The 14717-nt window shown below is 59.0% G+C and carries 6 protein-coding genes and 4 pseudogenes; 8 read left to right on the plus strand and 2 right to left on the minus strand.

Going from position 1 to position 14717, the window contains the following annotated elements; all coding sequences use genetic code 11:
• Positions 1-209: 209 nt before the first annotated feature.
• Positions 210-769: pseudogene (locus RHEC894_RS25325) on the minus strand (transposase); the annotation flags it as partial.
• 642 nt (positions 770-1411) lie between these two features.
• Between RHEC894_RS25325 and tssK the strand changes: the two are divergent.
• The 8 genes and pseudogenes from tssK (at position 1412) to RHEC894_RS25375 (ending at position 13502) form a co-directional block, all read left to right on the plus strand.
• The gene (gene tssK / locus RHEC894_RS25335) at positions 1412-2767 is read left to right on the plus strand and encodes a type VI secretion system baseplate subunit TssK (protein ID WP_010069402.1); all 1356 of its coding nucleotides are present in this window, start codon (positions 1412-1414) and stop codon (positions 2765-2767) included.
• Positions 2768-2774: 7 nt separating this feature from the next.
• Positions 2775-3995 carry a type VI secretion system-associated FHA domain protein gene (locus RHEC894_RS25340; RefSeq protein WP_012489523.1) on the plus strand — a complete coding sequence of 407 codons (1221 nt, stop codon included), beginning with the start codon at positions 2775-2777 and terminating at the stop codon, positions 3993-3995.
• The gene (gene icmH / locus RHEC894_RS25345; protein ID WP_071089834.1) at positions 3995-5284 is read left to right on the plus strand and encodes a type IVB secretion system protein IcmH/DotU; all 1290 of its coding nucleotides are present in this window, start codon (positions 3995-3997) and stop codon (positions 5282-5284) included. Before RHEC894_RS25340 ends, icmH begins: the two co-directional genes overlap by 1 nt.
• A gap of 9 nt (positions 5285-5293) precedes the next feature.
• Positions 5294-8899, plus strand: coding sequence for a type VI secretion system membrane subunit TssM (gene tssM, locus RHEC894_RS25350; RefSeq protein WP_012489525.1), 3606 nt, complete (start codon positions 5294-5296; stop codon positions 8897-8899).
• 296 nt (positions 8900-9195) lie between these two features.
• A complete protein-coding gene (locus RHEC894_RS25360; protein WP_012489526.1) occupies positions 9196-10812 on the plus strand; it encodes a hypothetical protein in 1617 nt (538 codons plus the stop codon).
• Between the two features lie 143 nt (positions 10813-10955).
• Positions 10956-11150 (plus strand): annotated as a pseudogene (locus tag RHEC894_RS25365) (hypothetical protein); the annotation flags it as partial.
• 823 nt (positions 11151-11973) lie between these two features.
• Positions 11974-12252, plus strand: a pseudogene (locus RHEC894_RS32645) (carbamoyltransferase N-terminal domain-containing protein); the annotation flags it as partial.
• A gap of 239 nt (positions 12253-12491) precedes the next feature.
• Positions 12492-13502 carry a LysR substrate-binding domain-containing protein gene (locus RHEC894_RS25375; RefSeq protein WP_012489527.1) on the plus strand — a complete coding sequence of 337 codons (1011 nt, stop codon included), beginning with the start codon at positions 12492-12494 and terminating at the stop codon, positions 13500-13502.
• A 209-nt stretch (positions 13503-13711) separates the two neighbouring features.
• Here RHEC894_RS25375 and RHEC894_RS25380 read toward each other — a convergent pair.
• Positions 13712-14269, minus strand: a pseudogene (locus tag RHEC894_RS25380) (radical SAM protein); the annotation flags it as partial.
• Positions 14270-14717: the final 448 nt, after the last annotated feature.

A 14717-nucleotide genomic window follows, 5' to 3' on the forward strand; every position in this document is an offset into this window, starting at 1 on the left:
GATGTGGCGATCGGCACGGATTGCTATCAACGCTGACGGCCGCCGGTGCCGCGCAAGCCGGTTACGACGAAACATCGACATGATCTCTTCTATGGTGGGATTGGCCCAACGATACCAGGGTAGTGGCAACTGTCGCCAATTGCGGCGCCAGTGAGGTCGGCCTTCGTCTTCGAACTCCTTGCTGGCTTCCGCTAAACAACGCGGCCTTATCACAAAAGGCTGGGAGATTTAACGATGATCCCGGCATCCGGACTTCTGCGCATTGCCGGCCGGTAATAGCGCGAAAGACTTGCAGCAATCGCAGCGCCGGCGGCACCCGTGACTAGTATCCGCACTGCCTGGCCCGTAACAATGCGCTGTGACCAGCGGAAGCCGATCTCGTGGAAAGACAAGGCATGCTGCGGGCTGATATGATGAAAGACGCCGGCAATGGTGCGGCGGACCCGGGACTTGAAACCTCCCACCGAGTGGACGGCGACTTGGACGAATTCGCGGCTCGAATGCTTTACGTTCTCATGCGTAGCAAAGCTCTTGCCAATCGCCATGAACGCCTCACCGCCCATCAGGCAGGTTGCGGTTCGATCCCTTTCGCCGTCGCGCGCCCTGCATGTATCGAAAGGCCTTTTCGGCCCCGTCCAGGCGGTAGACCGTCCGGATCCATTCTCGGTCGCTCACCGAGATGAAAACGGTCGATCTCCACCGTGCCATCTTGCATGTGCTCGCGCGCCAACATGAGGCGCAGCGCATATCCCATTCGCTAGCTATTGGGCATCACCAAATGTGGAAATGCCTATCTTCGCCGCATGAATGATCCATGCCGCCAGGGCTGCTATCCCGCACCTGGCGCGAACCGGGACTGCAACCGGTTCGTGGATCGTGTCCAGGAGGTGGTTGTCTAATCGCTAAACTGGTCGTCAAGGTGCTTTAGGGGCGGCGGCGCGTGAAGACGATGTTGGCGGCGGCACTGCCTCAGCGTATTCAGGAACATTTTCGACGAGGCAATGCGCATCACGTGTCACCTTGCCTGTTGCGCTGCTCTTTTGGCCCCGTACTTGCGGCGCCGGGTCTCAAGGCTTCCGGGCGGTCATTTGCGAGATTCATCCCGTACGAGTGACAGGACAGGCGAATTGGCGCGTTGTAGGTCAGTGTGAACATGAACGACCAATAAGGCTCTGAGGGCAACGGGCTACTGAGCGACAGTCTAGATGAGACCCCTTGCTTGTCGCGCTGCAAGGGGGCTCATGACCAATCCTGATGAGCTTCGGCGCTTGCATATCTGAGCTGTCCCGACACGCGATGCCCTTCTACCAGCGCATTGTTGGATATCAGATGTGCATGCAAGGGGGCAGTGAAGCTCTGCTACTTTTACGGAGAAAGCCGTTCTGTCAGGTGGACGCGAGGCGAGTCTTGAATGTCGTGGAATAATAGGGTCGTCTGGTCGGAGGGCTTGTTCCTCCGCCCGCAGCATTTTCAGCAGGCCGATCGTCACGTCGAACAGCTGGTGCGCAGCAGGACGGCGGTTTTGCATGGGTACGGGTGGGGTATCAGCGAGCTGCGGCTCAATCGAGAGCTGCTTGGTCTCGGTAAGATCGCCATCGAAGCGGCTCGCGGCGTCTTGGAGGACGGGATGCCCTTCAGTATTCCTGACGAAGCCAACCAGCCAACTCCCTACGACGTTCCGCCGGATTTTCGAGATTCGCTTATTCACTTGGCGGTACCGTTTTATCAACCCGGCGCTCTTGAAACCGACGCGCAAGCGGGAATTGACGTACCTATCCGCTTCGCAGTCTCCACTGAGGATGTTGTCGACACCAACGCTGGCGAGCGAGGCAGCGCCTCCATCGACGTAGCGAGGCTGGATTTTCGACTGCTGCCGGACGCGGCAGACCGGTCTGGCTACACTTGCATCCCAATCGCCCGTATCATAGAGGTCCGGGCCGACCGACAGATCATTCTGGACGAAACGCACGTGCCGCCAACCCCCGACTGCGCCAGCTCCCGGGTCCTCTCGAACTACATCACTGAGATCACCGGCCTGCTTCACCATCGTGGTGAAGCTCTGGCCACTCGGGTCTCCCAGTCGGGAACGAACCGGGTTGCAGAGCTCGCGGACTTCCTTCTGCTGCAGGCGATCAATCGGTACGAGCCGTACTTCTGCCACCTATCCAAGGCCGCCGTTGTAAATCCGGAATCGCTGTATGTTCTCATGCTCCAGTTGGCGGGTGAACTAGCCACGTTCGCCCGCGTCGATAAACGTGCCCCGACCCTTGGTGTTTACAAGCACGACTCTCTCGCGGAGGCGTTTTTGCCAGTGATGCAGTCGATCCGGGCTTCGCTGGGTGCAGTGATTGAGCAGACTGCGGTCCCCGTACCGCTGCAGCGGCAAAAATACGGTGTCCATGTGGCCGAGGTGGCCGACCGCTCTCTCTTTACGACCTCGAGCTTCGTGCTGGCTGCTCGGGCTGATATTGAGGTCGAGCGCCTCCGGCGCGAGTTCCCGTCTCAGATTAAGATCGGCCCGGCGGAGAAAATCACGGAACTCGTCAATGTCGCACTGCCCGGCATTATCATCAATCCCCTACCGGTCGCGCCGCGTCAGATCCCGTTCCATGTTGGATTCAGCTATTTCGAGATCGATCAAAATAGCCGCTTCTGGAAGGATATGCCCCAATCCGCCGGCTTGGCGCTGCACGTTGCTGGCGACTTCCCAAATCTCGAAATGGCTCTCTGGGCCATCCGAGCCGGACAGAACCCACATTTGAGTTAGCCCACCAATGCCCCTCACGCTACGTGTACACAGCAATAGATGTAGTTTTCCGGAATATCTCGTGCCGGGCGACGCGGCTGGTGGACTGACTACCAGCCGAGCAGGCAACAGCCTGGTTCTGCCGGATGATCAGCAGATGGTCTCGAAATCCCACTGCTCAATCGAGTGCATGGCACGGCGATACGTACTGATCGACCGAGGCCGCGACGACACATGTCAAAATGACGAGGCGATGCCGCTTCCGTCAGAGGCGCCGGTCGCCCGGAAAACCAGCGATGTTATTCAGATCGGCGCCTATATGACCGATGTCGTCGCGGTGTCGCCTTCGATATCCATTGCGGAGAGTGCCGCCGAACCGGAGGGACAACTTGCAGCGACAAGTGAGGAGTTGAGTCTTCTTGGCCCCCTCGAAACGGCCTCGTCGCTCCTGGCGGGCAATTGCACCCGGGGTGAAGAAGCGCTGCTGGACCTGAGGGACGGCGAGTTCCTACCATTGCCGTTCTTAGGCACTCGTTTAGACGCGCTGGCGGGCATGATGAGAAGTCCGTGGGATATCTACGCAGACAGTGTGCCAGATCGGGCCCCCATCTTGACGCAACCCAAGGTGGAGCAATCATCTCGCCAAGAATCATCGAGCGGCGGTCACGGCTTTCCTTGCCGCCTGCGGCTTATCATTGGCAGATGTCCGGAATGCCGGCATCGTAAGCGTGCTGGATCGTGCAGGGAAAATGCTTCTGTATTCCGCCGCGCTGCACAGCATACTCTCCGAGCGAGAGCTGGCGAACAATTATTCAGAAATAAGAGTTCCGACGAAAAAACCCTGAGTCTCGTTCCCGATGTCGGTGAGGCGTTGCGCGCAGTTCTGTGCAATGACTCCAGCGGGTCCCTCCGCGGAGACCCGGCCGTTGAGCAAGCCTTCACCGACCGTGGGACGCATGACGTGTCATTCGCGGCTGTGCAGAAGGCTCTGTCCAGCGTCCGTGCACGCTTGTCCCTAGCAGGGATCGAGAAGGCGATGGGGCGGCCCCGTTCCCTTTTGCACCGCAACCATAAGGCGCGAAACCGGAGTGCGTACGTGCGCGTCTTCAATGACGTCGTATCGAGCATCGAAACCGATTTGCTCCGGAGCTTCGGCGCCGACTTCGCGCGCCCAGTGCGAGAGCGTAGTCGACCCGCCCGCCGATCCCACGATGAGAGCGTCCGCTCCGAAGGGAAGTGGGCGGGTTGATGATGGTGATTGAGGAAACGATGCCAAAATCCCAGCCACTCGTCCTCCTTCACGCCGAGGAGCAGTTGGCTGTCCCTTCGCCGTCATCGCCAGTGGCGGACGAACTTACCTGGGAGATGCTTGCGCTCGACCGACTTAATCCACTGGTCGCGGCCGCGGCGGCGCTGCTGGGTCTCAGCGCTCAGCTCAAGAGCAGTGCTAGCCATATCGACGTTGAAGCACTGCGCCTTAGGGTGCTGCGGGAGATCGATGCTTTTGAGCGTCGGATCACGCCGCTCGGATTGCCCTCGCGAGCGATCAAGGTCTGCAAATACGCCCTCTGCGCGACCATCGATGACATCGTTCTGAACACAGCCTGGGGCAGCAACAGCGTCTGGACGACGCGCAGCTTGGTGGGATCGCTGTTCAGCGATACCTGGGGCGGCGAGCGCTTCTTCGATCTGCTGACGCAATTGAAAAATGAACCGGCCATCAATATAGAACTGCTGGAGCTGCTCTACTACTGCATGAGGTTGGGCTTCGAAGGCCGCTACCGCGTCACTGCGGGAGGAGCCGCAGAGCTCAGTGTGCTGTGCGAAGACGTCTACCGCCTGATCCGAGCAGCCCGTGGTGACTTCGAGCGCGAACTATCCCCGCACTGGCGGAGGAACTCAAATAATCCGAAGCCACGCCGCACAATCGTTCCAATCTGGGCCGTCGTAGCGTTTGGGGCAGGATTACTCCTCTCGATCTATACCGGACTCCTGCATGCATTAAATGCCCGCGCCGACGCTGTCTTCAACGATATCGCGACATTGCCGCCGAACGGCGTTGTCAGATCGGCGAGAATCGCATTGCCACCAAAGGTTGTTATGAGCAGCGACCGACTGCGTAACTTCCTCGAGCCCGAAATCCGCGAAGGGCTTGTCACTGTGTCCGAGGACCCACAGCAGATCGTCGTTATCATTCGCGCCTCCGGGATGTTCGATTCTGCTAGTCCGGAAGTGAAGAAAATGTTCCTGCCGCTTCTTTTACGAATTGGTCGTTCTCTGAACGGTGAGTCGGGATCGGTCCTCCTGACCGGGCACACCGACGCCATTCCGGTGCAATCACTCGCCTTCCCTTCAAACGATTCCCTTTCGCTCGCGCGTGCGCGCGCAGCTGCCGAGATTATCAAATCCATGATGGATGACCCAGGCCGCGTGCGAGAAGAGGGCAGAGGGAGCGGAGAACCGGTCGCTTCGAACCACACGCCCGAGGGCCGCGCGCGGAACCGTCGGATTCAAATCATCATCACAAAGACACAATGAAGACAAGCCATGCAGTCAATCAAGAAAGCGCTTAGGTGGCAATGGCTCCGTGTCGGCGGGGCGGCGATCGTATGTGCCTTAATCTTCACGCTCGGACCGCATATCTCGGTCGGAGGATTTGCGCCGCTTGACAGCCTTCGCAGCCAGATCGCGGCATCGATGCTGATTCCGGTCGGATACACCGTGATCTACTTGATCCAGTCCCAGCTTTACAAGGTTCAGGCCTATTTTGAAGACCTCGTCCAATCACGAGTGTCGGGAGCGCTGGACGCGGGTGGGGCCGAGCAGAAGAAGGGAGACCCAAGGCCTTCCGACCGAAGTGTGGGGCAAGCCAGCACGCTTGCTGAAAGAGAGCTGGAGGCGATTCGTCATCGTTTCCGCGAGACCCTTACCACACTCAAGGGGCGCCGCTACGCAGGAGGTATCAGCAGGCGGTGGCTCTATCAGCGGCCCTGGTATGTGATGATCGGTCCGCCCAACTCGGGGAAGACCACAGCAATAGTCAATTCCGGGCTCAGCTTTCCGATGGCGGCGAGGTCCGGTCTGAGAGCCGCCGGTGGGTTAGCGGGTACGGAAAACTGCGACTGGTGGATCACCGATGACGCGGTGTTCGTCGACACTGCTGGGCGCTACACGGTACAGGAGGGTGATGCAGACCGGGACAAAGCGGTTTGGCGTGGCTTGCTTCGTATGCTCAGACGCTCCCGGCCACGGCAGCCGCTGAACGGTGTCTTAGTCACGATCGCAATCAGCGAGCTGAATTCTACATCCGAGGAAGTGCTCGCCGATCGCGCGCGCTGTATCCGTGAGCGGCTCCTCGAAGTGTACAGGGAGCTTCGCCTGCAACTGCCGATTTATGTGCTTTTCACTAAGAGCGATCTGCTGGCGGGATTTGTTGAATTCTTCGACGATCTGGGTCGCGAGGGGCGGGAGGCGGTGTGGGGGTTCACCTTTGCGCAAGAGGCGTCGGAGGACGAAGGCGATCCGATGGCGTTTGCCGCAGCATACGATGCGCTTGTTGGCCGCCTAAACGAAAGGCTGCTTGAACGAATGCAGCACGAAAGCAACCTCCAGCGTCGTGCGCTCATGTTCGGCTTCCCACAGCAGGTCGCTAGCCTCAAGCACCTGACGCAACAGTTCTTGAAGGAAGCCTTTGGCGGGAATTCGTTCCAGGAACCGCTTATGCTCCGCGGCGTCTACTTCTTAAGCGGCACGCAAATTGGCATGCCCTTCGATCGAGTTGCGAACGCCAGATCTCAGACCTTCGAGATCGCTCAGCCGCCCTGTACAGCGCTTCGTGGCCCGGGCCGTAATTATTTCATCAGCCGGCTGCTGCGCGAAGTCGTTTTCGCCGAAGCTGGGCTCGTCGATGCCAATCACCGCTTCGATCGGCGCCAGCGGCGGATCCGGTATGGCGCCTACACGATGATAGCGGCGGTCATTGTTACCGCCAGCGTCTTATGGACGTTCAGCTATATTCGGAATGTTCAGCTGATCGAGAGCGTTCGCCTAATGGCTGGCAGCTATGCCAGAGGGGCTGAAAAGCTGAAGCTCGACCGGGTTGAGAGTGGCGATCTTCGACCCATCCTGCCACTGCTTCAGCGGCTGCGTGATGCCAACGGCGACAGCGCGGGCGGCCGCCTATCAAGTTCGGGTCTCGACCAAAGTAAGAAAATCAAGGTTCAGACGCTCGCGGCGTACCGCCGCGCCGTGAACACCATCCTGCTGCCGCGGCTGATGTTCCGGTTGGAAACCTTATTGGTCGAGCGGCACGACGATGATCAGTTCGTCTACCAGGCGTTAAAGGTTTACCTGATGCTGGGTCAGCAGGGTCCGCTCCAGCGCGCGGTCGTCAAAAACTGGATGGCTGCCGACTGGCGAGTGATGTTTCCGGCCGAAGCCGATGCCGGCCTGCGCAGCGCGCTCGCTGATCACCTGGATGCACTCATGGAAGGGCCGCTGCCCCATAGTGAGCTTAATGGCGAACTGATCGAGAGGAGCCGCGCGAAGCTCCAGACCGTCTCGATGGCGCGCCGCGTCCTCGACATCATCGCGACCAGTCCCGAAGCCTCGCGGGCGCCAACCTGGCGTCTGGCCGACCATGCCGGGCCGCTGGCGCAGGGCGTCCTGGCTCGCAAATCGGGACAGCCGCTCAGCGAGGGGGTTCCTGGCATCTACACGAGGGCGGGGTTTTACGGAACCTTCCTGCGATTGCTGCCGCAAGTGGCTGACGCTGTCGCTGCAGAAGGCTGGGTTCTCGACTCACAGGTAGTCGCGCCGATTGCAGCCGGTGATGTGAGCCAGAAGCTGCGGCGTTCGGCGGCGGATCTCTACGCTCAGGAGTTCGCGTTGCGCTGGGACCAGCTCATTGGCGATATGTCCATCCGCCCGTCTGGGGGTATCGATGACGCGCTGCGCACCTTGAACACGCTGTCCGCGCCGACGTCACCAATGCGCCTGTTCCTTTTCGCGGCGGCGCAGGAGCTAAAGCTCAAGCAACCACCGGCTCCCGAGGACGGCTTGACGAAAGGTGACAGTGTCCCCCAGGGCGAGGTGTTGCCAAGCGAGCTCGAGGCACTGTTCCGGTCTCAACCGGCCGCGGACACGCCTGAAGCTCACGTCCAGCTCTATATGGGCGATCATTTCCGGTGGCTGCACCAGCTGGTCGAAGTGCCGTCGAACAGCCAAGCGGGCGCGCAGGCGCCGATCGACAGTGCTCTCCGGGATCTCGGCGAACTGTATCGCTCCCTCAGCCAGGCGCAGGGGCTGGCGGGTTCGAACATCTTGGAACACAACGGGCAGGCGGGCGTCGCCATCCAACAGATCGAGGCGGGGGCGGCCGATCTGCCCGAACCCATCCGGCAATGGATCCTCGGCCTCAGCCGCCACAGCTCGGACCTAACCGTCAGCGGCATGAGGCGCGGGTTGGCGAGCGGTTGGGCGGGCGGCCCCGGCGATTTGTGCCGACGGGCTACCGAAGGACGGTATCCCTTCGCGAGCGGATCCCGCCGGGATATCCCTTTGAGCGATTTCGCCCGGCTGTTCGGCCGCAAGGCGGAGATCGACACTTTCTTCGCCGAGAACCTTTCCCCATTCGTCGACAAATCCAAAGGTTCGTGGCAGTTTCGGCCAACGAGCGGTGTCGATTTCCCTATCGGCCGCAATACCTTGGCCCAGTTCCAACGGGCAGCCACGATCCGCGACACCATGTTCGATGATGCCGGCCAGGTGTCAGTTGGATTCCTGCTCACCGTCGCCGAGACCGATCCGTTGACAGACCAGGTGGTGGTAGACATCGACGGCCAGCGCCTCGAACATCGACGAGGAACGGCCGCCGCGGCCATGCATTTCCATTGGCCTACGGCCGGCGGCGTCGGCGGCGCTTCCGTCGCTTTCATCGGTTTTCAAGGCGCCACCCTCTCCAAGAGCGGCCATTGGGCGCTGTTTCGCCTCTTAAATGAGGCGGATAAGCAGCCATTGGGAGGAGGGGACCTTATTCAGGTACGACTGGTGTCCGGTCGCCATTGGGCGGTTTTTAACCTCCAGCCTGACAGCGTGATGAGCCCGTTGTCCCGCAATCTGCTGTCAGAATTCCGATGTCCAGATTTCTTATGAACGCCGGGATAGCATCCGACTGGCGCTGGGAAAGCCCTATGGGGTCACGAGACGCCCACGCAGGTCTGCGGCGGGAGAGGTCGGCATGTCGGTTGCCGGCCGGATCGGAGGCGGTCACGGCTGCGACTGGCGGCGATCGTCGCTTGATCTCGGCGCGCCGCTTTCCCGCTCGACTAGACCGCTGGAGAGCGCGGTCACCTCCATCAGGCAGATCTTCGGGAAGTTGGGTGATCAGATCCTGTCCCACCCTATCAACCGACGTACACTGATCTAGAACAGGAAACTGGAGAGATATAATGGCCGGAATGAAGCACAATAGGACAAGAGCGAAGAAATTTCTGCAGTTGATCGACCAGACGAAGAACAGAGCGGATTTGGAGTTCTGCTTTGCGGTCGGCACGGTTGGCGATCTGCGGAAGCCTGCTGTCCTGGTGAGTAAGAAAAAGCTCAATGGATTGGCACAAACTTTGAAAAACATGCCTTTTGAAGATGATGAGGATAGTAGTAAGGAGAACTTTTCGCTTCTGCGGAGAGGCACGGGCAGGATGAACGAAAACGGCGTTATCCTCGTCAAGTTGGCTGATGGTGGAAAGGCCGGGTTCCCGCAGGTCCAAAAGGTGATGAAGAAGTATTTCGTGAACTTCCGCATGAGGTTGCCTGACATGCAGGAAGCAGGAATCTTAACTGAAGAAGACATTCAGCAGTTTGAGATGAACGCCGAGGAGAACTCCCAATTTCTTCCACCCGACGACTCTGAAGAATTCAATCGGCCGATGACGGCGCTCGATAGCGCGGAAGGGAACTCTGCAGGGAGTGTTGAAGAAACTGAAGAGAGAAGCAAGCGTGAAGGCGGGGCTGAGCTCCTGGAGCAGCTTCTCCCGGAAGTGAAGGAGGGCATTGCCGCCGCGGCCGCGACCATTTCCAATCACGCAGTAAGTCTCAGCGCGCAAATTGGCGCGGGACAGACCGCAGAGTTGTCCCATCTGACCACGAAGATCGCGGATTGGCTGCAACGTGTGCTGGCTGCGACGCCTCCGGAAGAGCAGGAGGCAACGCTGCACAACTTCGCCGGCCGACTTCTGTTGATGCTGGCCTATCCTGAGAATCTGCGAAATCTTCAATATGTGGATGACATGCCCGATGGGGCGGGGCAGGGCGAGACAAACGGCGACCGCCGCGAAGAGGTCGTGGTGAATGGGATCGATCTGAACAGAGTTCCAACGGGCGCTCTCGATCAAGACGAGGTAGTAGAGTCCTTGTTCCGTCTGATCAAGGCAAAGGCTCAGGAGCGACAGCTTTCTTATCCGCTAGAGAACGCGAATTCTGAGAGGATTGCGAAGATAGTGTCGTCGCAATGGCCGAAGGAACTAGGCGATGCAGCCCGTAGGCGCGCGGTTGTGGAGCGTCTGATCGCAGCGGTGGTCCCGCGGCTCGGTAACGATGATCAACTTCTGGTCCTTCTTGGCATCGCAGACCAGCCCGAAAGGACCAAATCCATCGAGAACTCGGTCGAAAGTATCATAGCTATATGGCAGGCTCATCTCGACACTGCCTTGACGCTGCGGGATGAGGTAAAGAGCAAGATCAACCAGATGGTCGATGTGGAAGCCCGCGGCGGAACGTGGAGGTATGTCGACGACATCTTCCTGCAGTTCGGAGGAGAGCTTTCAGATCAGCTCTCCGCCATCACCGAACGCAACGGTGAGGCACTGTCGAGCGCGACCGAGCGTGTCCGAACCACAGTCCAGAAGAAGCTCGATTATCTCAACGGCAGCGACATTGTAGCCATGCTTGACAATCCTCCAATCGACATCGGTCCGGGCACTATAGGGCAGACGCTGCGGGAAGGGCTCGCGGCCATCACCGATGGACTGAAGCGCATCGAAACCTCGCGCGCCGCGCCCGCCGCGTAATAATCGCCTGTCTCGATGCCGGCCGACCCACCGGAAGGCCGGGCGAGCAGGCCATCAACGGCCTCATCAGCGACGGAAGGAGTTCCGCCGCTCAGGTGGGTCAGCGAAGCGGTGAAGGAGCGGCGCACCAACAGAGGCTCTTCTTCATCGGCTGCCGCTTCAACGACCAGATGCTGCGCACCTACGCCCGACGGATCATGACGCGATCCAACGCACCACGTTTTGCGGTGCTGGATGCGGCAGCGCCGACCAACAACCAACGCCGTTTCCTTGCAGCAAGCCCGATCACGCTTATCGACGTGCCGACTGGCGAAGCTGCGGCTAGGTTTATCGGCTGAAAACCAGAGTAGAGAAGGAGTGTTGCGGGTACGACGATACACGAGGATTTCGGAGATCGGTCGTCGGCACCGACGTCGGAGGCGGATTTGCCGTAAACGTTGATCATCACGGCCGCTGTTTGAAAGTGCCGCTCGCCTTGCTATGAATCCACCCATTCCTTTTTGCACGCATTCCATCCACAAAAACGATTTTACTGCTCAAAACGATTGCCCTTAGAAAACGCTGAAGAGCGCTGTGTAGATTATGTGGAGTTCTAAAAAAATGGGTCCTCAGGTGCGGAGACGATGCTGGAAATTCGACCTGGAGCCCTCTGTCAGTTGCCTGGCCTCGATTGTTATCTTACGCTGGTCGTGATCGGGCAGAATCTTCACCGTTGCTTCTCCCGTTTCAGTGCTGATAGGGCTCTCACAAGAAGCACTGTTCCCTGGTCGACTAACCTGTGAGTGCATCTCCCACAATCACTAGAAGCCAGAGCAGGCGCGCTCGCAGCCGCGAGGACTTGGTCTGCGCCTTTTGCAGGGCCACCAAACCTCGTGATGTTTTCTTGCGGCTGTCGGGCCGAAATATGAAGGATTGAGTGATGTGGATAGGTTAGGCAGTTCTGCTGCAAGCGCTTCGGCCCGGGTTTCTGTGCGGCGTCGCAACAATGATCAAGAAGGTTGCGCAGGATCGGTTGTCGGCAATGTCGCCGCGCCGGTCACTAATGGTATCGGCTTCGACCCCGTGAGCTCTAGCTGCACTGTCAAGCGCCACCCTATGAAACTACGAAGGCCGGTGGCCAGGCCAGAGCGACCTACCTTCCGAAACGAACTGGAGAGCAACATGCTGTGTCTAGGGCTCAGTGGCGGTCTAAGCAAAGATTACGAAAATTCGTCCGATCTACCGAGCACCTTTATGCACGATGGGGCTGCGGTTCCCGTTCGCGACGGGCGAGTGATAGCGGCGGTCGAGGAGGAGCGCCTTAACCGGATCAAGCACTCCAACAAGTTACCAATGCGTTCGATTCAATATTGCCTCGCATCTGCAGGTGTTCACCTGAGCGACATCGACCGCATCGCGTATTATGCGACCGAGGCCTATTGCAACGCTGTGCTCGAGCGCGTGCGCCTCTTTCACCCAAGCACCCCAGCATCGGATCCGAGACTGTTGCAACGGGCTCGGGGAAGTCGACACGGGCGCTATATTCCTGTGGGACACCCCGATGTTCCATGTGATCGCCATCGTCACACAGATCTGGCCGCCCCTTGGACGCGTGATGGCACAATGCCATGAGGTTGTCACCCGCGCTCCACCGCCGAGATGAACTCGAAAACGTTGGACCCGGAATTGATTGTTGAGGAATGAACGTCATGAAACGCTATGTAGAAAAAGAGGTGACGGATCAACTCGCTTATAGGCGAAAGATGTTGCAAGATTGGAGAGGAGAGCGCCTCACTGGACACCAGATAAACTTGGCATCAATAGACCTCAACCTCCTGGTCGCGCTCGAGGCTCTGCTCGAATACCGGAACGTGACGCACGCGGGCCAGCACATCGGGCGGAGTCAACCGGCGATGAGCCGGGCACTGGGAAGGCTGCGCGGCATGTTCAATGATGACCTGCTGGTGCGGTCTTCAACGGGTTTGATCCCAACGCCGCAAGGCGAACACTTGGCTCAAAGGCTGCCGTCGGCACTGCGTACGATCCGAGAGATGGTGACAAGCCGCAGCGTAATCTCAAAAGAATGGGGGAGGGGGGCAACGCTGGCGATCCCCGATCATCAAGCTTTGGCTGTACTACCGCGCCTCCTGCCGTGGTTACGCGAGCGTGCCCCTCATCTCGACACACTCGCCTGTTTGCCGTTTGATCGTGCCGTGCGGGGGCTTGAGCAAGGTGATATTGATTTGGCCGTTGGGCATATTGACGTGCAACTGCCTGGCTATTTTCGGCGCAGTCTCTATACAGACCGCTTCGCGTGTTTGTTGCGCCACGACCATCCCGCGCTGGCGCAGGAATGGACGATCGACAACTTCGCGACCTTGCGTCACGCTGCCATCAGTACGGACTCCCCCGACCATTTCGGCCCGATCTACGACCACTTGCCCAACCTGCGAGAGGATCGTAGTCCCATACTTTTTTCCAGCGTTCTCACGGCAGCGGTGGTGGCTTCGGGGACGGATTTGGTATTGCTCGTCCCGCGCCGCGTTGCGACCCAAGTTTCCGCGATGCTGCCGCTTAGGGTTGTTGATCCACCCCTCGAGCCGGCACCGTACAAGGTCATGCTCATCTGGCACGAGCGGTGCCATCACGACCCGCAGCATAAATGGCTGCGCAAGGAGGTCGCCGCAGCGTTGGAGACGGGAGCAGACTGACACAGAAGCGGTGATCGGGATGCTCCCGAAGCATCAAAGAGAGCAAACGGGGATTTTGCGCGGGGAGATGACCAAGAGCTCAGCGCTGCTGCGCCCGAGAGTGCCAGGCATGTTGGACGAATATCGAGACTTGGATGCCTATGTGCTCGCGGGGTCTGCTTGTATCCGGGCTTCTGCTGAGCTGCGGCTCGGCCCTGCAGTGGCGCGGATATCTTCGCGCCGGCTCTCGGATCGACCATTTTGATGGTGATCGTCAAGTGATCAACATTTATGTCAGCAGGCTCGCCGACACGGTCTGGCACTGCCGGACCGTTGGTTGAAAGACACAGCTTGATATCGGGGACCTCTGTGGCTCCGCGTGCAAATGTCGCCTTTGTCTTCTTCCGGTCATAACAGGCATCGCTTGGTCCGGCGATAAAGAGCACGGAAAGCTGAGGGACTTCATTGGCGACCGCAACGACCTTTCGCAGCGCCTGGTCAGGCGTAGGCCGGCTTTCGTTGGCGCAGTATTTACTATTGCAGTAGTTGCACTGGATATTGCAAGCTGGTGCGGCTACGACGTGCATGCGCGCGAAATAGTAGTGCGCTTTTTCTAAATAGCAGGAAAGGTCCGTGATTTTCTCCCAGACAGCCGGCTCGACGTGGTGCGGCTTTGCGGACGAACCGCACAATGACGCGGCGCAAGCAGTGGACTTCGCTGTGGCCAGCAGTTGGTTCATAGTTGTCGTGCTGGTCAGGTTCTTGAGCGAAATCATTGGTGGGGGCATTAAAGGCTCCGTTGCTGCTTAACGTCGCGGTTCAAGAAGCAAGGGCCATGCCAATGAAAATTGCGTTAGTTTTCAATTGGTTAGAGTTTTTTGTCCGGTTCCCTCCATTTGCGACCCGACATAGGGTTGTCAGGCATTCGACAATAGACCTACACCGGTAAAATGGCGGCTCGCCTCGAGTGCTTGAGTTGAGGAGGGCAGGTCGGGCCGCTCGACCACACCAGGCTTAGAACTTTCTTTCACCCCGATTTGATGCCCGCGGATGGCATAACCAGCCTAACGTGGGGTGACGCCGAGAGGCGAGCCGCCTGGCCCCAGATTTCTCCCTCGCGTCGATCAGCCGCTCCCGCTCGGTCAGACGAGCCCGATTGGGAGCCAGGCAGGATCGTTCGGATACAGGCTTTGGAGGAGACTTCGCCGAGACAGGCACCGGCAGCCCCGGCGGCCG

Origin of the sequence: Rhizobium sp. CIAT894 (genome assembly GCF_000172795.2) — a bacterium.
Taxonomy (GTDB): Bacteria; Pseudomonadota; Alphaproteobacteria; order Rhizobiales; family Rhizobiaceae; genus Rhizobium.

What these genes read in the sequence shown, in the direction of transcription:
- RHEC894_RS25375 (WP_012489527.1), top strand. Translation starts at nt 12,492, where the DNA reads ATGAACGTCATGAAACGCTATGTAGAAAAAGAGGTGACGGATCAACTC.
- tssK (WP_010069402.1), top strand. Translation starts at nt 1,412, where the DNA reads ATGTCGTGGAATAATAGGGTCGTCTGGTCGGAGGGCTTGTTCCTCCGC.
- RHEC894_RS25340 (WP_012489523.1), top strand. Translation starts at nt 2,775, where the DNA reads ATGCCCCTCACGCTACGTGTACACAGCAATAGATGTAGTTTTCCGGAA.
- RHEC894_RS25360 (WP_012489526.1), top strand. Translation starts at nt 9,196, where the DNA reads ATGGCCGGAATGAAGCACAATAGGACAAGAGCGAAGAAATTTCTGCAG.
- icmH (WP_071089834.1), top strand. Translation starts at nt 3,995, where the DNA reads ATGATGGTGATTGAGGAAACGATGCCAAAATCCCAGCCACTCGTCCTC.
- tssM (WP_012489525.1), top strand. Translation starts at nt 5,294, where the DNA reads ATGCAGTCAATCAAGAAAGCGCTTAGGTGGCAATGGCTCCGTGTCGGC.